This window comes from Chryseobacterium gilvum (genome assembly GCF_025628965.1).
GTDB classification, from domain to species: Bacteria; Bacteroidota; Bacteroidia; order Flavobacteriales; family Weeksellaceae; genus Chryseobacterium; species Chryseobacterium gilvum.
Genome location: NZ_JAOTEN010000004.1, coordinates 180,878 through 200,191, shown reverse-complemented (window position 1 = coordinate 200,191; position 19,314 = coordinate 180,878). Strand labels below are relative to the sequence as shown.

At 36.0% G+C, this 19,314-nt stretch carries 21 protein-coding genes; 3 read left to right on the top strand and 18 right to left on the bottom strand.

What is annotated here, in order from left to right:
* Positions 1–6 precede the first annotated feature (6 nt).
* From arr to N0B16_RS12810, 5 genes are all read right to left on the bottom strand, one after another.
* A complete protein-coding gene (arr, locus tag N0B16_RS12830; protein ID WP_262991345.1) occupies positions 7–429 on the bottom strand; it encodes an NAD(+)--rifampin ADP-ribosyltransferase in 423 nt (140 codons plus the stop codon).
* A gap of 297 nt (positions 430–726) precedes the next feature.
* Positions 727–1,104 carry an antibiotic biosynthesis monooxygenase family protein gene (locus N0B16_RS12825; RefSeq protein ID WP_262991344.1) on the bottom strand — a complete coding sequence of 126 codons (378 nt, stop codon included), beginning with the start codon at positions 1,102–1,104 and terminating at the stop codon, positions 727–729.
* A 48-nt stretch (positions 1,105–1,152) separates the two neighbouring features.
* The gene (locus tag N0B16_RS12820; protein ID WP_262991343.1) at positions 1,153–2,106 is read right to left on the bottom strand and encodes an alpha/beta hydrolase family protein; all 954 of its coding nucleotides are present in this window, start codon (positions 2,104–2,106) and stop codon (positions 1,153–1,155) included.
* Positions 2,107–2,291: 185 nt separating this feature from the next.
* Positions 2,292–4,349, bottom strand: a complete 2,058-nt coding sequence (locus N0B16_RS12815; protein ID WP_262991342.1) for a M48 family metalloprotease — start codon at positions 4,347–4,349, stop codon at positions 2,292–2,294.
* A 168-nt stretch (positions 4,350–4,517) separates the two neighbouring features.
* Complete coding sequence (locus N0B16_RS12810) at positions 4,518–5,081, bottom strand: hypothetical protein (protein ID WP_262991341.1); 564 nt, start codon at positions 5,079–5,081, stop codon at positions 4,518–4,520.
* Between the two features lie 171 nt (positions 5,082–5,252).
* Between N0B16_RS12810 and N0B16_RS12805 the strand changes: the two genes are divergently transcribed.
* Complete coding sequence (locus N0B16_RS12805; protein ID WP_262991340.1) at positions 5,253–6,149, top strand: winged helix-turn-helix domain-containing protein; 897 nt, start codon at positions 5,253–5,255, stop codon at positions 6,147–6,149.
* Positions 6,150–6,241: 92 nt separating this feature from the next.
* The gene (locus N0B16_RS12800) at positions 6,242–6,487 is read left to right on the top strand and encodes a hypothetical protein (protein WP_262991339.1); all 246 of its coding nucleotides are present in this window, start codon (positions 6,242–6,244) and stop codon (positions 6,485–6,487) included.
* A gap of 39 nt (positions 6,488–6,526) precedes the next feature.
* Here the strand turns inward: N0B16_RS12800 and N0B16_RS12795 are convergent, their stop codons facing one another.
* The 12 genes from N0B16_RS12795 to N0B16_RS12740 form a co-directional block, all read right to left on the bottom strand.
* Positions 6,527–7,105 (bottom strand): YdeI/OmpD-associated family protein, encoded by a 579-nt coding sequence (locus N0B16_RS12795; RefSeq protein ID WP_262991338.1) that lies wholly within the window; start codon positions 7,103–7,105, stop codon positions 6,527–6,529.
* The gene (locus N0B16_RS12790) at positions 7,102–7,503 is read right to left on the bottom strand and encodes a DoxX family protein (RefSeq protein WP_262991337.1); all 402 of its coding nucleotides are present in this window, start codon (positions 7,501–7,503) and stop codon (positions 7,102–7,104) included. Before N0B16_RS12790 ends, N0B16_RS12795 begins: the two co-directional genes overlap by 4 nt.
* A gap of 5 nt (positions 7,504–7,508) precedes the next feature.
* Positions 7,509–7,973: an SRPBCC family protein gene (locus N0B16_RS12785; RefSeq protein WP_262991336.1), complete on the bottom strand. Its 465-nt coding sequence runs from the start codon at positions 7,971–7,973 to the stop codon at positions 7,509–7,511.
* On the bottom strand, positions 7,973–8,302 hold the full coding sequence (locus N0B16_RS12780; RefSeq protein WP_262991335.1) for an ArsR/SmtB family transcription factor: 330 nt from the start codon (positions 8,300–8,302) through the stop codon (positions 7,973–7,975). Before N0B16_RS12780 ends, N0B16_RS12785 begins: the two co-directional genes overlap by 1 nt.
* Before the next feature lie 294 nt (positions 8,303–8,596).
* The gene (locus N0B16_RS12775) at positions 8,597–9,523 is read right to left on the bottom strand and encodes a Kelch repeat-containing protein (RefSeq protein WP_262991334.1); all 927 of its coding nucleotides are present in this window, start codon (positions 9,521–9,523) and stop codon (positions 8,597–8,599) included.
* Positions 9,524–9,851: 328 nt separating this feature from the next.
* The gene (locus tag N0B16_RS12770) at positions 9,852–10,715 is read right to left on the bottom strand and encodes a hypothetical protein (protein WP_262991333.1); all 864 of its coding nucleotides are present in this window, start codon (positions 10,713–10,715) and stop codon (positions 9,852–9,854) included.
* A 113-nt stretch (positions 10,716–10,828) separates the two neighbouring features.
* The gene (locus N0B16_RS12765) at positions 10,829–11,587 is read right to left on the bottom strand and encodes a hypothetical protein (RefSeq protein WP_262991332.1); all 759 of its coding nucleotides are present in this window, start codon (positions 11,585–11,587) and stop codon (positions 10,829–10,831) included.
* A gap of 186 nt (positions 11,588–11,773) precedes the next feature.
* On the bottom strand, positions 11,774–13,399 hold the full coding sequence (groL, locus tag N0B16_RS12760; protein ID WP_262991331.1) for a chaperonin GroEL: 1,626 nt from the start codon (positions 13,397–13,399) through the stop codon (positions 11,774–11,776).
* 98 nt (positions 13,400–13,497) lie between these two features.
* Positions 13,498–13,776: a co-chaperone GroES gene (groES, locus tag N0B16_RS12755; RefSeq protein ID WP_262991330.1), complete on the bottom strand. Its 279-nt coding sequence runs from the start codon at positions 13,774–13,776 to the stop codon at positions 13,498–13,500.
* A 160-nt stretch (positions 13,777–13,936) separates the two neighbouring features.
* On the bottom strand, positions 13,937–15,052 hold the full coding sequence (locus N0B16_RS12750) for a T9SS type A sorting domain-containing protein (RefSeq protein WP_262991329.1): 1,116 nt from the start codon (positions 15,050–15,052) through the stop codon (positions 13,937–13,939).
* Between the two features lie 46 nt (positions 15,053–15,098).
* Positions 15,099–17,474, bottom strand: a complete 2,376-nt coding sequence (locus N0B16_RS12745; protein WP_262991328.1) for a M1 family metallopeptidase — start codon at positions 17,472–17,474, stop codon at positions 15,099–15,101.
* A 101-nt stretch (positions 17,475–17,575) separates the two neighbouring features.
* Positions 17,576–18,154: a HupE/UreJ family protein gene (locus N0B16_RS12740; RefSeq protein ID WP_262991327.1), complete on the bottom strand. Its 579-nt coding sequence runs from the start codon at positions 18,152–18,154 to the stop codon at positions 17,576–17,578.
* A 63-nt stretch (positions 18,155–18,217) separates the two neighbouring features.
* Between N0B16_RS12740 and N0B16_RS12735 the strand changes: the two genes are divergently transcribed.
* Positions 18,218–18,718: a DUF6702 family protein gene (locus N0B16_RS12735; RefSeq protein ID WP_262991326.1), complete on the top strand. Its 501-nt coding sequence runs from the start codon at positions 18,218–18,220 to the stop codon at positions 18,716–18,718.
* Between the two features lie 2 nt (positions 18,719–18,720).
* Here N0B16_RS12735 and N0B16_RS12730 read toward each other — a convergent pair whose 3' ends face one another.
* Positions 18,721–19,314, bottom strand: coding sequence for an acyl carrier protein phosphodiesterase (locus N0B16_RS12730; RefSeq protein WP_262991325.1), 594 nt, complete (start codon positions 19,312–19,314; stop codon positions 18,721–18,723).

The following is a 19,314-nucleotide window of genomic DNA, read 5'->3' as shown; positions in this document are numbered from 1 at the left end:
ATTAAGTTAATTGATAATTTCTGCATCAGGATTCTCGCGCATTACAGCGATTCTTTCTTTCCAGTTTTGAAGCTCTTCATCGGTGAGCCTGATCCATTCTTTTACTTCGCCTACAATTTTTACGGGTTCTGCACTTCTGTATGATCGGGTAGGATTCCCCGGAAATTTTTTATCGGTAACATTGGGATCATTTTCAAACATTCCTGTAGGTTCTACGATGTAGATGCGTTCTTTGCCATCACCTTTTGATAATGCAGCGGCTAATCCGGCGCCGTTTTTCAAGGCGGTAAAGTAGATGTGGTTCATGATGATTTCAGGATAATAATTTGATTCGAAACCCGCCGTCAGGAAATCTCCGATTTGCATATCTGCTTTTGTACCGTGGTAGAATGGTCCGTTATCGAGAATATCTTCTTTTTTGTTTTCCATTTTTGAGAGTGTATTTGGATTTTTTACAACCTGCAAACTTAAGAATTTGTTTTTAAATAGGAAACTGACAAGAATTAATAGAAAGTAACTGGCTTATTTAAATCATTTACAATCGGTCAATGGTATCCGTGATAAAGTGCTCCTTCTAAGGATTTGATCTGTTTATCAAAATTATTTTGATTCAAACACTTAAGTATAGCATATGCTTCAGCATTGTAAAATATTTAGGAAAAATAAAACCGCCCTGTAAAAACAAAACGGTTTAATATTAAGGTCTATTGTAAAAAAATTAAAATATTATGGCCCTACACAAATATTAGGGATTGATAATCTTTTGAACAGATGAGGTTGTGAGACTGCAGAATCGGGATAATCTTTCATGGATTTCTTAAAATCCGGATGATTAAATGCTGCCTTAAAATGAGCTACACTTTCCCAGACTGCATAATTAAAAAATAAATTACTTCCTGCCGTTGCCTGGTGCAGTTGCGTGCTGATGTAACCTGGCTGGGTTTTTAAAAACAAAGCATCTGCAGTCCATGCTTTTAAAACGGCAGGTATATCTTCCTCTGCAACGCTGAACAGATTGAATAATACAGCAGGTTCATTACAGTTATCATCTTTCATTTGCTGCAGGATAGTTATATTGGGGTCTAAAGGTTTTAAGTTAATCATATAATTTACTGATTTAGGATAAAAATATTAGTATTGTTAATCGCAGAATTATTTACATTCTATGGATGCTTTCGGATCATCACTCTCTTCAAGTTCCTTTTTAATACTTTCCCAGCTTTTATCTTCAGGATTTAGTGCAGTACGAAGGTATGCTAACGTTATTTGTTGAATCATCGCGACCATATCCGGATTTTCTTCCTGTGTTTCACCCGCATCATAGCCGGATATTCCACCGAAAGTATGCAGAGAACCTTTGATAGTGAGTAAACACGTATTTTTATCGCTCAGATAATAAGCATCTGCTCTCCAGTCTGCACGGTCTGAGAAGTTAAGATTAACATCTTTATCGCCATTTACAACCAAGACAGGATTATCCATACCGGTAAAATTTGTTTTAAACAATACAGGATAATGTTCTTTTCCAAAATCGGCGATATCTGAACCTTTACCCGGAGCACCGAATATAATTCCTGCTTTCAGGCGTGGTTCTCTTAAGTCTATGATGTCACCACTTACAGGATCTTCCACTTTCATTCCGGATAGCATGCATACGGTATGTCCACCCATAGAATGGCCTACAGCTGTTACCTGTTTTTTATCCAACCTGCCTTTTAGCCCGGGAACAGTTTCTTCAAATAAATCAAGATGATCAAGGATGACATGCATATCATGAGCTCTTGATTTCCAAAATAGCGCGCCTTCAGGTCCATCCTGTTGAAGGCCCAAGATTTTTGAATCCTGATGAGTGGGCTGAAAAACGACAAAACCCTGTGCAGCATAAAAGTCTGCGAGCGGACCGTAGCCTTTTAAAGAGGATAAAAAATTAGATTGTCCGTGCCCATGAGATAGAAGGATTATAGGAAGATTATTTCCTGTTGCCGGCATCGATACTTTTACCTGAAGGTCTACTTCCCTACCTGGAACCTTGATGACAACCGGACTGTAGATCATAATAGGAGCGGAGGGAATGGCAGTATTCGCCTTTTGAATGTTCTTTTTCATATTTTTGTATTTATAGTTTAGTATGGCATCATCAAAAGCTGATGCTATATGGCTAAATTAATGATTTTTATTAATATATCAATAATTTTTAGTTGACTTTATTATGTAAATCGGTACAACACCTTTACATAAATTATTCCTGAATCAAAAAAGCCGCTCTATAAAATACTGCAGCGCATATAAATCTAAGTAACGCTTACTAGGCGATGATGATCTTCAAGATCCTTCATGAGAGAAAGCAATTCTTTTTTTATCAGAAAATATTTCCGGTGAAGGAAATAGGGCAGTATATTGATGGCTTTTATCAGCAATTGCAGATTTGCATCAAAATATTCTTCGTTGCGGAAATAAATATGCTCTTTTTCGACATACGCATTTAAATTTTTTATGTCCTGTTCACTTAGTTGAGAGGTAAGTAGCGGATTTTGAAGGTAAAATGCAATTTCGGCTTTTAATTTGTCTTCAAGAGGCTGAAGCGTGATAAAGTTTTTTCTGATTTGTTCAAACGGAGTTCGTGTGCTGATAAAAGCTGTTTCATTTATCAAATCTGTATACAGTTGATACTTATTCTCATATTGCTTATCATACTCGCAAAAAGATTGATAGGTACTTACAAATCCCGATTTTCTGCCTTGGTTTTCTGAGATTTTCAGGAAATAATTATAAATATCAGAATCGTTTTTTGCAATCTGATCTTTTATTTCAATGATCGACTGATCAATCTGCGGAACAAGTTTATTCGCTTCCAGGGCTTTGTATTTTCTTCCGTCGTAGTCAAATGTCTTTAAGACAAACTCTTTACTGGCAATGGCTTCTATGATTTTTTTATCACTTTCAAGAGCGATTAATGTGTAGACGAGTTCTACTTTTTCGTTATCGAAAAGAGGGTCAAACTGAATATTTTCCGAAAGCAGAGTTTCCTGCACTTCAGCAGCAGGATTTTTGTTGTCGTAATAATTATTAAAGATTTTGTCGAAAGATTCTTTCTGATATTGTGCCTCAAATTCAGATTTAAAAGTTTCAAATTCTAAATCTGTTCTGCCCCGTTCATATTTTACATTCGAAAAAAGCTTGGCCGTCAGTTTTTCTTCTGTTTTTTCAAAATCTTTAAAAAGTGTTTTTGCCGGCTGATCGTCTGATTCTTTTATGATATTGAGCTGTCTGAGTTTTGCGACACGGTCTTCTGTAGAAGGATGCGATGCCCATTGATTTTCAATGACCAGTTTTGATTTATTAAACAATCCGGATTCTGTGAGTTTTACATGAGGAAGGTTGTATTTAGTTTCCAGTTCACTTTGTTCCGCAAGAAAATTCATCACAAAAAACTGTTCTCTGTAAATATTTTTACTCGACTGGTTTTTTGAAATTCTCGCTTCGTAAAAATTAAGAACATTATCATAAGAATTGTTGGCAAGTTCTAATCTCAAGAGCGATTCTTCTAATGAAACGGAACCCGCAATATGGGCGGCAACCTCATCTGCATGAAATTCCATTTCTCTGGAAAGCGCCATGTGACGGATGTTAATGTAAGAATACATCTTAGCCAAAACCCACTGTATTTTTGAAGTAAAAAAAATCGCAAGCGAAGCGAAAATTGAAAAATAACTGCTAAAGCTGGCAAATTTTTCGATAGAATTCCGGTACGATGCATCATCATTCACCAGATTGAAAATAATCTGATTTACATTGTACACATAGCTTCCCACTTTCATCGAACGTTGTGAGAAATGCCCGAACTCGTGTGACAAAATAGCTTTCAGTTCTTGTTTTGTTGTCGTATTGATGAGACCCAGCCCGATGGTGAGGTTTTTCTGAATGGGAAAAAACATGCTCCAGAAGCTCGAATCGTAAAATACACTTGCATTGACATCGTATGAAAGATAGACTTTTTTCGGGAAATTGGTTTCTGCCTGCTGTACAATTTCGTCGATCATTGTAAAAAGTTCAGGCTCGTCTGCTCTTTTGATTTCCGTCAAATAACTTCGATCGTTGATGTGCTTTTTAAATAAAAATTTAATAATAAAAAAGAATACAAAAATTCCTGTCCCGGCCAATCCGGCTCCCACCATTAAGGTAAGAAACATCGGCTTTGCGGCAATCAGCCACACTCCGCCAACGATGCAGGCCAATGCTAAAAGTATCGTAAAAAGAAAAATAAAGACGTAAACAAAAACAAAAATAACGATCGAAGAAACGGCAGCTTTTGTTCTTTTCCTGAAATCTTTTGAAACCTGAATATGCATGTATGTATTTTTTACAATAATACATACATCCAATTAATCGGGCAAGAAAAATCCTGCGGGTGAAGTTAATTATGTTGATCCTAAAAATTAAATTCCATTTTATAACCGGAGGTTACTGAGCCTTGTCAACTTACAGCTTTAACAAGGTTAAATGTTCAGATCTTTTACTCAGCAACCTCCTTTTCGATGGATCCGTTTGAAGATTACTTTACCTTCAATTGTTGCAGATTCGCATGATATTATTGGATATGCGTATTTCGGCGCATGCGATACATAATGACTTTTTATCATGATTTTGTCGTTGACTTTAATGCTATTCAAAATTTTACGTTGAGACTTTTCTGCATCAAATGTTAGAATATAATCTTCCCCATTAATTTTAACCATCACTCCGAAACCCAATTTTGATCCCGGCGGAAGCGAAAGAGAGGTTACTGCTCCTTCCATAGGAGTATATTCTGTAAGATGCTTCCAAATTTTATCTTCGGCGGCATATACTTTTTTACCTGCAGGAGAGGCTTCCCATTTTTTGAAATGCTTACCGGCAGGGGTGGCTTCCCATTTTTTTATTTCAGCTTGTACTTCAGCGGCAGAAAGCTTTTTTGAGAATCGCTTCTGTACAGTTTCATTTTTTATTTCGCGATGGGCACCTTTGGTAAACGGAGCATAACCAAATACGATTGCGCCCGCTACAACCAATAATAAGATTAGCGTATAGATTACTTTTTTCATAATTTTCGGGTTGTATTATATTAGATTTAATTCTTGATCAATCAGATAATGCCTGCTTTGATTTTTTAAAGAGTATCAGATTGATTCAGCGAAAATACTTTGATATTTTTCGGATTTTGGGATTCAGATTGTAAATAAAATTGTAAACTTTGTAAATAATACGTTGACACAATGCCTCTTAGTCGAAATCTCCTTTCAGGAAAACGCAAATACATATTCGGTTTCCTATTGCTCTCATCGATCTTTTTAATCTGTGCCGCTTTCAGCACAGGTAATCATGACAAGTTTGATTATTCCAGAAGGGAAGTGCTGCTTCGCAGGATAGGGCATGAGCTGCTTTTACAGTCGGGCGACCGTACATCAAGGGTACTCCCGATACAAAAGATTGCAGAAAATGAATACCGGATCAGTTTTGAGAACGAACTTAGTTTTCAGCCGGACTCCCTGGTGAATCTTACGAAGCGTGTGCTGGCGAAAGATCCGACTGCAAGTGATTATATTGTCAGCGTGCTGAACTGTGACGACTCCAGTGTTGCGTATGGATATGCCGTAGCCGGACATCAAGAAGATGATATTGTAAGCTGCATAGGTCGAAAACAGCCTAAAGGATGTTACCGGATCAGCATCACATTCAAACCCACCGGAATAAGCACCACAAAGAGTGGATATCTTCTGGGCGGACTGTCATTTTTGGCATTGGTCGGTTTCATTTTTTGGCGATCTGCATCGGGAAGATCACGAAAGGGTTTGCCCGAAAATCAGCATCTTGATCTTTTCAAGTTGGGTGCACTAATGTTTGATGCAAAAAACAAAACGCTCAACATTAATGAAAAAACGGTAGCCCTTACTGCAACAGAAAGCAGAGTACTGTTTATTTTCGCAGAGTCTCCCAATGAAATCATCGAGAGAAGCCGCCTGCAAAGGGAAATCTGGGAAGATGATGGCGTTATTGTGGGACGCAGCCTGGATATGTTTATCTCAAAACTTAGAAAAAAGCTGGAAATTGATCCGGATATCAAAATTGTAGTGATCCGCGGGAAAGGGTATAGGCTGGAAACCGGTGCCTGAAAAAACTTTTGGCTTGATATTGTGTTTTTTTAAAACCACTATTGATATTTGGATATTCTTCAGGTTTGAAATAGGGGTTGTAACCTACTGAAATGCAACAAATTGTACTTGATTGCCTCCACGGAGTGGTTGATTGCCTTCACGGAGTGGTTGATTGCGTCAACGGAATGCTTGATTGCCTCTTCGGAATGGTTGAACGCTTTAACGGAATGCTTGATCTTATTAAAGGAATACCTGATTGCCTTAACGGAGGTCTTGATGTCTTCGACGGAGAAGTTAAACGTTATGTTGGAGTGGTTGAATGTTTTATTGGGGTGGTTTTTCTTTTACATAATTAAAAAGATATTCGGGCAGTGTTGTTTGTTATTTTTCACTTTTTAATCATCCAATCCTTTTCCTTCAAGTATTTTGGGGATGTATTTCTCAACTCTTTCGTTTCTTGTCTTGGATTGTTTGGCAGATGAAAAATATAATAAATAGCCTCTTTGCCGTCCTGGTGTTAATGCCTCAAATGCAGTTTTCAGTTCTGATATTTCATTTAATGCTGATTGAAATTCGTCAGGTATTTTAAATTCTGCAGTCTTTTTTAACGCTACTTTAAGCCCTGCCTTATCAAGTCCCATAGCTTCTTTAATATAAGATTTTATGATGGATTTGTTTTTTAATACTTCTTCAACACTGGCGAAACGAATTTGTCTTGCCGATTGCACATTTTCGGTTTGTTGCACTAAAATATTTTCTGTGTCTTTTAACAAAGCACCTTGCATAAATAATAAAGCACAATAGTCTTTGAAACCGTGTATCAAAAAAATATTGCTTTTGCCAATAGTGTAACAAGGGCAACCCCATTTTAACTCTTCTGTTAAATCAAAACAAACTGCAAGTTTTCTTAACTCTAAGTATGCCTCCTGCCATTTTGTTGACTTGTCAAAAAACCAATTTACTTCTGGGTTCATCTTTTAGTTTTTGAATTTAATGGAATTAATCTTCTGTGTGCGGGTCTTAAATACCAGGAAATAACTGTTAAGCAAGTAAACATAAAAATCGGTAATGCTTCCACAATTCCGTCTCCGCTTGCAAAATGCGAAACTACACCGCCTGATAAAAGAAAGAACAAGCCTGCATAAGCCCATTCTTTTAGTAATAAATATTTAGGAATAAGTATCGCTACAACTGCAAGAATCTTCCATAAGCCAATTATAGTTAATACATAAACAGGAAAGCCCAAATGAACAATTCCTTCCACATTAAAACTTGCTCTGTAAAGTTGTCCGCTACCGCCTAATAGCATACCAAAGCACAAAAAACCTGTAACTGCCCAATAGGCAATATTTTTACTTTTCGTATTTTCCATTCTTTTTAACTTCTATTTGTTAGTAATTCCTGTAATCTGTCGTGTGCCATGTTTAAGCCATTGGCAAAAGGCATTTTCAATTGTTGTTCTCTGTGTTCGTTAGATTTGTAGATAACATGCATATTTAGTTTGCTTGTTGTTTCTGTTAGTTTTTCAAATTCTAAAAATTCAAGTTGAACACCAATTGGCATATTCTCCATTTCAAAGGTTCGGATGATTTTTTGATTTGGTACAAATTCGTGAATTGTTCCATTTGCTTTAAACATTACATTTCCGTTGTAGGTAGTTTCAATTTCGAAACTGCCGTGATTTTTATTTTCTAATTTTACGACTTTTGTTCCCATCCATTGTTCTAAAAGTTCAGCTTCTGAATAGGCTTTAAAAAGCAATTCAATTGGCAAATCAAATTCTCTCGTAATTAAGATATCTTGTTTCCCTTCTTCGGCATTTATTGTTGTTCTGTTTTCCATTAGTTTTTATTTTTGGATTGATAATTTTTCATAACTGTTTCTAGTTTGTTGAACCTGTCGTCCCACATTTGTCTGAATGGCTCAATAAAATCAGCGACCTCTTTCATTTTGCTGGCATTTATTTGATAGTTAATTTCCCTGCCATTTGGCTCTTGGCTGAGCAATTCGCATTCGGTGAGTATTTGTAAATGTTTTGATACTGTTGGTCTCGCAGTGTTAAAGTTTGAAGCAATTGCACCTGCTGTCATCGTCTGTGATGTTAATAAAAGTAAAATTGACCGTCTTGTCGGGTCTGAAATAGCTTGAAAAACGTCTCGTCTTAAATTCATTATGTAGTCATTTGACTGCAAATATAAGTGTAGTTATTTAGCTACGCAATTTTTTGTTGAATTTTTTTTAAAGTTTAAAAAATGTATGTAAGTTGTTAGTTTGCGGGGTCTTATTACAATGATGGGTAACAGTTTAGCGCTTGGCAAGAGGCGGAGATTTAGCACTTTACTCTTATAGAAGCACGAAACCATCTAGCGAGTAGAGATTAAAAAAACTGCTCAGAAAAATCTGAACGGTTTTAAATTTATATAGTTTCAGCGACACGCTGTTGATTTAAATATATCTTCATTTGTTTATTTAGCGGAAAGTAATTCTTCGCTAATATCTGCAACCTGAATGCTTTTTATAGATGATTTGGTTGAGGATGCTGTACTTCCACCGATGATGTATAATTTATTGTTATATATTTCCGCAGCAGCATGTCTTCTGGGAATCATATTGGATGATAACTGATGTAACGTATTGGTTTCTGTATCAAAGTAAGCTAAAAAAGTTTGATTATTATAACCGCCCGCAATAAAAATCTTAGTACCGGATACGGCTAATGAATGGCCGGATATCGCAGCTGGCATCGTATATTGTTCAGTCCAAAGATTTTTGTTGAGATCAAAAACATTGACCAGACGGGACGATGTACCGTTAAACCCACCAATGACATACAGCTTATCATTCACAATTTTGCCCCTTGCTTCTCTGGCGTTGGGCATATTTGGTAACGGATGCCATGTATCTGAAGCAATGTCATAATATTGGAATCTATCAGAAAATACAGTGGTTGCAGCATTGTTTAGTCCACTTCCGCCGAACGTATATATTTTTCCGTTATGGATGGCAGAACCGGCATTTCCTGTGTAGGCACGGTTAACAGCTCCCTTCGTTTTTTGATGAGTTTCAAGGTCTATAATTTCAAGATGGCTGTTTCCCCACCCGTTAAAAATATAAATTTTATTATCGTACGTCTCCGAATTGGCGAATCTTTTGGGAACCAGACTGGAGTTGATGATGCTCCAGCGGTTATCTTTAATATTGTATTTCTCAATAAAATTTGCATACCCATCCGTATCTTTATACCCATTGCTCACATAGATATTGTCACCTGCAATAACACTGCTAATCGCTCCTCTTTTTACAGACATATCTGAAAGATGTTTAAAATTCAGGATTTGTGCATTGGCTAAACAAAAACCGAAAAGTAAAAGGAGGAATGATTTTGTTTTCAAGAGTGTGGAGGTTTGGTTTTAAAGATAGGGAAAAGTTACGGATTACAAATCCGCGACATCGGGTTTTGTTTTTTACAAAAACCACACGAAAGGATTCGTGCGGCAGCGAGGGAGATGTTCTCCAAAAGATTTTTGGCCAGAACAGTCAATTTTGGAAGAAAAGTATGAATTTGTGAAAGAAATAGAAATAAAGAAAAAATCCTAGCGAAAGCTGGGATTTGTTTTTATTAACTTATCAGATAAAAGAATAGCGTATTGCGCTTTGCGAAGGCGGGAATTTTGGCAATACATTTTATTTGCACAAACTTTAGCTTTTGCAAAATGGTTGTTATGAGTTTTTATCGCTTATTAAAAATGTTTTTGTTTCTTTTAATGTTTCTAGCATTTTTTTATTGAACTCTAATTCTAAATTTATAACATCGTTACACCAGTTAGGCCCACTCTTCATTAATTCTAAAAATTTTAAAAGACATTCTTCTATTTCTTTATCCGTTGAAATATTATTATCTACTTCATTAATTAAATTGTTTAATCTCTTTTTTAAATGTTCTATATTTTCTGAATTATTTTCTGCTACTTTATCAGAGGAAATCATGATTTCCTCTATACCTAATTTCTCTCCCTTAAAGAATTTTAAAATATCGTTTTCAGTTGGATTCCAATTGATAAATTTACAATAAGAAGAATTTTCTGAAATAATTTCCTTTTCTGTAACTATGCTTGGAAATTTCGCTTGTATTCCAGAAAGTCTAAAGGCTAATACAACAGCTCGTCCAATAAGGTCAAGAGACTGATTATCTCCATGTTCTTGAATTTCAAATAACAATCCATCTTTCTCATAAGTTACCCCATGCCTTATACCAAACTTATTTTGAGGTTTTACGCCTAATTGAGTCACATTATTTAAAAAAGTTAAATGCCAAGCAGCCTTAAATACTTTATTAGCAATTTTCCTTTTATTTCTGTCCAAATCAACATCAAACCAAGCTAAAAACCCATCCCCTGTCCATTTAATAAATGTTCCACCAAATGAATTAACAAGATTATTTGCTGTCCAGTAAAGTCTTGGTAAGTACTCTTCAATATCGTCTACAGAATCATTTGAGTTTAAGTAACTGGATGATTTTATTACATCACAAACCCAAACGATTCCCTTTTTTCTTTCAAATTTAAACTCTTTAAACGTATTCATATTAGTCTTGTAAAATTATCCTTAATGGAAAAATATTGATGGCAAAAAAGTTATGGATTTTTCAATTCAGACTTTAGTTTCTTATTTTACCAATACAATATTATCCGCAGTAATTATTTGTTTTTCATTTTATTTAAAAGAGGTAGACTTTTAAATGTTTCAGTCATTAATTCTACAAAACTCTTATCTGATAACTTATCATCGTTTTTTAATTGAAGAGCTCCAATTATACCAATAATTAAAATTCCACCGATAATAATAATTGGTAATGTATACCATGGAATATTTTGTGATAAAACAGCAATCAATACTATTATTATAATTGCAACAAATAAATAAAATGATCCTGAAATCCAAGGATTGTTTTTTTTCATATTTTGTGATTTTCCAATGTAATCTTCAAGTCTATATGCAGCATTGTCAAAATCCAATAAATTTACAGCTACATCTCTTGTTCTGCTATAAATTTGTTCAACTTTTGTAAAGTTTGGATTTCCATAATCTTTATAACTTTCATTATAATCTTGATGCCATAACCTACCTATAGTAACATTTATTTCACCTGCGGTTTGAGCAATTCTTTTTAATCGATTAACATGATGTTGTTCAACTTTTATTTCTATTTCTTTTGAAATTTCACTGAACTCTTTAATGGCAGTTTTATAAGCTCTTAAACAATATCCGATTTGACCTTTAAAATTATTTGGCACATTAGTACTCCAATAATCATTTGAAATAAGGGTTTGAATATTTGTTTCTAAATATTCTATATCTGATTTTAAACTTTTTATTTCATTATTTAAATCATCTCTTATATCTTCTAAAGTTTGATGAGAATAATCTGTCATTCCAGCGTAAATTCCTCTAGCCATAAAGTTGGTGTATTATTGCAGATAAAATCCAAATTTACGCATTATGACAATATGCGTTAATGTTGTTTTGGTTTTAGCTATATATTTGTTAATCATTAAATATACTATTTCCTTACGATTTAAACAAAAAAACCGCTCCACAAAAGCAGAGCGGTTTATATATTAAATTGCCTCGGTCGCTGACCGTTACATCATTCCCGGCATTCCACCTCCCATTGGCATGGCAGGTTCTGCGCTTTTCACTTCCGTGATCACACATTCCGTGGTTAACAACATTCCTGCAACAGAAGCTGCGTTTTCAAGAGCCACTCTCGTTACTTTTGTAGGGTCGATAATTCCTGCTTCCAACATGTTTACATACTCATCTGTTTTAGCATTGTATCCGAAGTCTGCTGTTCCTTCAGCTACTTTCGCTACAATCACAGAACCTTCCCCTCCTGCATTGGCAACGATTTGTCTCAATGGTTCTTCAATCGCTCTTCTTACGATTTTAATTCCTGTGCTTTCGTCAGCATTAATTCCTTCAAGGTTTGCTAAAGCAGAGATCGCTCTTACAAAAGCAACACCTCCTCCTGCAACGATTCCTTCTTCAACCGCTGCTCTCGTAGCGTTTAAGGCATCGTCTACTCGGTCTTTTTTCTCTTTCATTTCTACTTCAGAAGCAGCTCCTACGTATAATACGGCAACACCACCGGCTAATTTTGCCAGTCTTTCCTGAAGTTTTTCTCTGTCGTAATCCGAAGTAGTGGTTTCCATCTGCGCTTTGATCTGGTTTACTCTTCCTTTGATCTTGCTGTCTTCACCACCACCGTTTACTACGGTTGTATTGTCTTTATCGATCGATACTTTCTCAGCCGTTCCCAGCATATCTAGAGAGATGTTTTCCATCGTGAAACCCTGCTCTTCAGAAATTACCTGTCCACCGGTTAAGATGGCGATATCTTCCAACATTGCTTTTCTTCTGTCACCAAATCCCGGAGCTTTTACCGCAGCGATTTTAAGAGAACCTCTTAATTTGTTTACGACTAAAGTTGCCAAAGCTTCACCTTCTACTTCCTCAGAAATAATCAATAATGATTTTCCGCTTTGTGCGATCGGTTCAAGAACAGGAAGCAATTCTTTCATCGAAGAGATTTTTTTCTCAACCAAAAGAATATATGGGTTTTCCAATTCAACCGTCATTTTCTCAGGGTTGGTCACGAAATAGGGTGATTGGTATCCTCTGTCAAACTGCATTCCTTCTACAACGTCTACCGTTGTATCGATTCCTTTTGCTTCTTCTACCGTGATTACCCCTTCTTTTCCTACTTTTCCGAATGCTTCAGCGATCAGAGATCCGATTGTTTCGTCGTTGTTCGCAGAAACGGAAGCAACCTGCTTCACCATTTCGGTAGAATCTCCAACCTGCTTAGACTGCTCTTTTAGGTTAGCCACAACAGCCGTTACCGCTTTGTCGATCCCTCTTTTCAAGTCCATTGGGTTTGCACCTGCAGCTACGTTCTTAAGACCTTCTCTTACGATAGCCTGTGCCAAAACAGTAGCGGTAGTGGTACCGTCTCCTGCGATATCATTGGTTTTGGAAGCTACTTCTTTTACCATCTGCGCTCCCATGTTTTCTACTCTGTCTTCAAGTTCGATCTCTTTTGCTACAGAAACACCATCTTTGGTTACGTGCGGTGCACCGAAAGATTTTTCGATCACTACGTTTCTCCCTTTGGGTCCTAAAGTTACTTTTACTGCATTCGCTAATGCATCAACTCCTCTTTTTAAAGCGTCTCTTGACTCGATATCGAATTTTATTTCTTTTGCCATAATATTTTGATTGTATTAATGTACTTTGTACAATGTATTAATGAATTTTATATCCATGAAGTCATTTTACATGAATACATTTTACTTTTTACAAATTTTTACTCAATTACTCCTAAAAGATCAGACTCTTTTACAATTAAGAAATCTTTTCCGTCTAATTTTAATTCAGAACCTGAATATTTTCCGTAAAGAACTTTGTCACCTACTTTCACAGTGGTAGGCTCATCTATCTTACCTGGACCTACTGCGACTACGGTGCCTTCTTGTGGCTTTTCTTTGGCTGTATCCGGGATAATAATACCTGAAGCTGTTTTAGTTTCGGCAGCGATGGGCTCAATAAGCACTCTGTCTGCTAAGGGTTTAAAGTTTACTGACATAATATTTTTATTTTTTTAAATTATTTCTGTTTCGTAAATCTCTAAATGTATGCCAATGGCCCGAAACGAGAATTTTGGCAGATTTTTTCTGAGGGTATGAAATTTTGGCAGAAAAAAAGCCATCCAAAATGAATGACTTTATAAGATAATTATAGAATACTTATTCTTTTATGAATTTACTGTTTCCGAATTCGGTTGTTATAAAATAAACGCCGGCCGGAAGATGAGAGATATTAATCTTTGAATCTTTATTATCTTTTTTATCAAATACAAGTGTACCTGCTGAGCTGTATATTTTTATTTGTTTTACCTCATCACTGAAATTAATATAATCTTTACTAGGATTTGGATATATAATCAAATTCTTGTCTTTTTTTAAGACTTCCTGTGTTGATAAAATACAACCACTTGTTAATTGTGGAATGTTAGGGTTTGCGGGTAATACATCATAACTGTCCTTGCAAATAAACTGAATAGGATTTGATGACAAATTTAAATACTGGAGGTTTTGTAAAAAACCGTCCTGGAAAGAAATACTTTCGAGTAGATTATTCTGAAGACTCAAAATTTTTAAGGTTTGTGGACCACCTAATTGTATGGAAGTTACCTTGCTGTTATCCAGATAAATTCTATTTATATTAGGCAAATTATTAAAAGTAAAAGTTGAAGGCACCTGATTATTCGCACAAGTGAAATATGTTAAGCTGGGAAAATTAGCAATGTGCACTGACGATAAGGGATTATTACCTATATTAAAATAATTTAATAATATTGCTCCTGTAAGGTTACTAGAATCGAAAGAAGTCAACTGATTATTATTGCAATAAAAATTTCTTAAATTCGTAGCGCCATTTAAGTTAAAACTTGTAAGATTATTATGATCCAAGCTGAGACCCTTTAAATTTGTCATTCCACTTAAGTTAGCAGTAATAAGATCATTGTATGCTAAACCGAGATTCTGTAAATTTGTCATCCCACTCATATCAATACTTGTAAGATTATTATACCTGCCATACATAATTTTGACATTTGTAAATGCCTTTATTCCTGTTAAATCTGAAATGTTTTTATTTTCAAGATTGAGCACATTATCAATAGCCTGCGCTTCAGTTACCTGTATCTCTCCATCATTATTCGTATCTACCCCAACAGAAATTAAAGCATTTTTAAAGTTAACATCTGGAATATTAACATTTTGTGCTTGTATAAAGCTGCATAACAGAACCGGCAAAATACAAAACAAGTTTTTCAGTTTCTGTACAAAAAATATTTTCATAGTCATCTAATTTTCATCGAAATTAATTAAATTCTTTGATAATGAATTATTTCTTTCCTGCCGCCTGCATCGGGTTTACCTTACCGCTTGCTCCGCCTCTTACAGCGCCATCCTGTTTCTGCTTAAATACCTGGAATTTTGAGGTTTCGGCATTACCGCTTTCATTGTTCCATACATTGTTTGAAGTGTCGATATCTGCCGTTTCACGCATCGGGTCGAGCTGTACTGATTTTAATTTTTTGTCAAAATAATATGTTTTAGAAACTTTTTGCTCATTCTGTCTCCAGATCTGTGCGGAAGATTTATCTCTCAATTTGGAACCGTCTTCGAAAGTAAATTCAAGGATTAGTGGCATTACCAAGCCGCCTTTATTGCTGAAGTCAATCTGATACGCAGTGATATTTCTGAATTTGTCTTTATCTTTTGTCTCTAAAGAAGTCATGTTTTCAGTTTTGATGGTATACTCTTTATTATTGTCAATCTTTTCCTGACCTCTGTCGTATCGGTAATAGAAATCCTGAAGCTCCTTGTCTTTCTCTACGGTAAACGTAATATTTTTATCTTCCCTGTTTTTTATTTTTGATACATCTTCAAATTCGTTCTGTAAGGGTTTATCCACTTTGTAAGTAGTTTCATTCGCTTTGGGAACTGCTTCTAAATCAGGAGTCGCAACGGTTACCTTATCAATCGCGATATCCACAGGATCTGTTCCATAGAACCATCCTCTCCAGAACCAATCCAAATCTTCACCGCTTGCATCTTCCATGGTCCTGAAAAAATCTGCGGGTTCAGGATGTTTGAACGCCCATCTTTTAGAATAGGTTTTAAAAGCTTTATCGAAAAGCTCTCTTCCCATAATGGTTTCACGAAGAATATTCAATCCTGTTGCAGGTTTTGAATAGGCATTCGGGCCAAACTGGATGATGTTTTCAGAATTGCTCATGATTGGTTCCAGCTGATCTTTAGGAAGTTTCATGTAATCTACGATTGTCCAAGCCGGTCCTCTTTTTGAAGGAAATTTGTTATCCCATCTTTCTTCTGTAAGATATTCTGTGAAGGTGTTTAACCCTTCATCCATCCAGCTCCATTGTCTTTCGTCTGAATTGATGATCATCGGGAAAAAATTGTGTCCCACTTCGTGAATCACTACGCCGATCATTCCGTTTTTGGTGCCTTCAGAATAGGTTCCGTCTTTTTCTGTTCTCCCGAAGTTGAAGCAGATCATCGGATATTCCATTCCATTGGCTGCTTCTACTGATTGCGCAACCGGATACGGATACGGAATGGTAAATTCTGAATAGGTTTTAATGGTGTGAGCAACTGCTTTTGTAGAATATTTTCTGTATAAACCGTATGCTTCTTTAGGGTAGAAGCTCATGGCTATTACTTTATTGCTGTTTTCAGGAATGGTAACACCCATTCCGTCCCAGATGAATTTTCTGGATGCTGTCCATGCAAAATCTCTGACGTCTTTTGCTTCAAAAATCCATGTTTTTCTTTGTTTTGAGTGGTTTTTCTCTGCTTTTCTGGCTTCGTCTAAAGTAACGATCTCTACCGGTTCAGCAGAGGTTTGCGCTTTTTTATATCTTGAGAACTGTTCAGGCGTTAAAACCTGTTCGTAATTTTTACATTCACCGGTTCCTCCGATCACGTGGTCTGCGGGAACATTCATTGAAACTTTATAATTCCCGAATACTAAAGCAAATTCACCCCTTCCGGTAAACTGATGATTTTGCCATCCGTGAAAGTCGCTGTATACGCACATTCTCGGAAACCATTGGGTAACGGTATACACATCATTGCCATCTTCCGCAAAATTTTCGTAGCCGCCACGGCCGCCCATTTTCATTCTATTAGGGATATTGTAGTTCCAGTCTATTTTAAAGGTAATTTTTTCTCCTTTTTTCAAACCTTTAGGCAGATCAATCCGCATCATGGTTTTATTGACGGTATATTGTAAAGGATTTCCGGAAGCGTCGGTTACTTTTTCAAGCTTTACCCCATATCCGTTGTCTTTTGAAGGAAGATCGGTTGTTTTAAGCTGCTGGTCATTCGAAGATTTCGGAAGAGTAGATGAAAACGGAAAATCTGCTTTTTTTACAGTTGACTGCTGATTTTCATCCAGCTGAAGCCAGATATACTCTAAATCGTCGGGAGAATTATTGTAATAGGTGATGGTTTCAGCACCTTTTAAATTTCTTTTGTCTTCATCCAGGTAAGCAGAAATATCGTAGTCTGCCCTGTTTTGCCAGTAAGCGTGGCCCGGTGCTCCTGAAGCTGTTCTGTATACATTGGGAGTAGGGAGAATAGTTCCCATCTGCTCAAATTTGTTCCCATGGTTGCTTCCGGGGTTGTTTTGAATATTCTGGGCTGATACGCCGATGTATAAAAATACCGAAAGCGTAGTTACTTTTAATTTCATGCCGAAGATTTTATTGAATGATCAAATATAATAATAAGTAGCTGAAAAGTTGAAAATGTTTCAGGGTTAGCTTTAATTATTTGGTAAATACAATTTCTGTATTACAATGGAATCCTTTCTAAAGCCATTTTTAATGCCAATGCAAAAACTCCGGATGATACACACAAGATCCAGTCTTTCTGTCTGACTTTAAAAAGATTAAACAAAATAAAAACTATTGCTAAAACTGCAAAAACTATTATCATCTGCCCAAGTTCTAAACCGATGTTAAATCCTAAAAGCGGTACGGCAATACTCTGGCTTTTTGCGATCATTATTCTTGCGGTATTGGCAAATCCCATCCCATGGATGAGCCCAAAAATTAATGCTAAGTAATAATGAATTTTATCGTGCTGATTTTTTTTATTTTTGATGATCAGATTTCCTAAAGAAGTCAGGACAATGGTCAGCGGAATTAGAAATTCAACCCAATTCGAAGGCAATCTAATAATATCTAAGATACTTAATGCTAATGTAATAGAATGCCCAATGGTAAAAGCAGTCACCAAAATAAGTATTTTTTTCCAGTCTTTTGAAGAATACACAGCAATTAACGCTAAAATAAACAGCTGATGATCAAGCGCATCCAGCGAAATAATGTGTTCCCAACCGAGTTTCAGGTAAAATAAGAAGTCCTGCATTGTCATGGTAGTATAAAGGATTACGAAAATAATGATTAATTTCGGAACTCCTTAATTACTACTATGAAGAATATAGGTCTGTTTCTTTTATCATTTTTTCTGTTCTTATCATTCACCGATGAAAAACATCCTTATCATGTAGGTTCTGTAGAAATCAATTATAATTCTACATCGAAAACCTTCGAGATTACAGGCCGCTTTTTTCTGGATGATCTTGAAGATGCGCTGCATAAAAAATATGATAAACCGCTTCATTTTAATGATGCAAAATATAAAATACAGCTCAACGAAGCTTTAAAAAACTACAGCTCAGAATATTTAAAGCTGAAAACCGGCAATAAGTTTTTAAAAGTCAGTTATATCGGCTATGAAGAAGACAATGAGTCGGTCAATATTTTTCTTGAATCTGAAAAGATCGAAAATCCTAAAAAGATAGAAGCTGCCGTAAGTTTTCTGTACAATCTTTTTGATGACCAGATCAATATTGTGCACATCATTGTAAAAGGAAAGCGTAAAAGTGAAAAGCTTACCTATCCCAATCGGTATCTGTACCAGCAATTTTAAAATTATTTATGAAGCTGTAGCAAAGCATTTTCCGCTTTTGCATGCGCCAGAAGATCCGGAAAAAACTGGTCATAGCATTTCTGAAGTATATCTTTATGATCTAAAAACGCCTGAAAAACAGGAATACCTTTATCCAGATATTTAGCCTTATTCAAAACATTCTGTATGCTGAATTTAATTCCCCAGTCTTCGCGGTAATTATACAGCCAGTCGTCATGTTCCATTTTGATCAGCATTCTTTTGAAGTTTTCGGGGAGAAATTGCTGATGTTCATTTAAAACGCGGTATACTCTTTGAGAATGTTGTTTCCAGCCTTCTAATGAATGGAAACTCAGATCATTTGCCAGAAAATAATCCATAGAGACATCCACAAATGCTCCCGAATATAAACGCACCAAAGGGCTGAATACTTTTTTTGCCTCATGAATAGCGGGGTGAGCGTCGGTATAGGTATCAATCGCTCTGTGCAGTGTAATCCCATCCTGAATATCCTGAGGGAAATTATAACGCTCCTTGTTTCGGATAAAATCTTCCAGAAACTGCCCGACAATCTGTCCGTCGGAAAAGGTGAGAAAAGAATGGGCGAGAAAATTCAT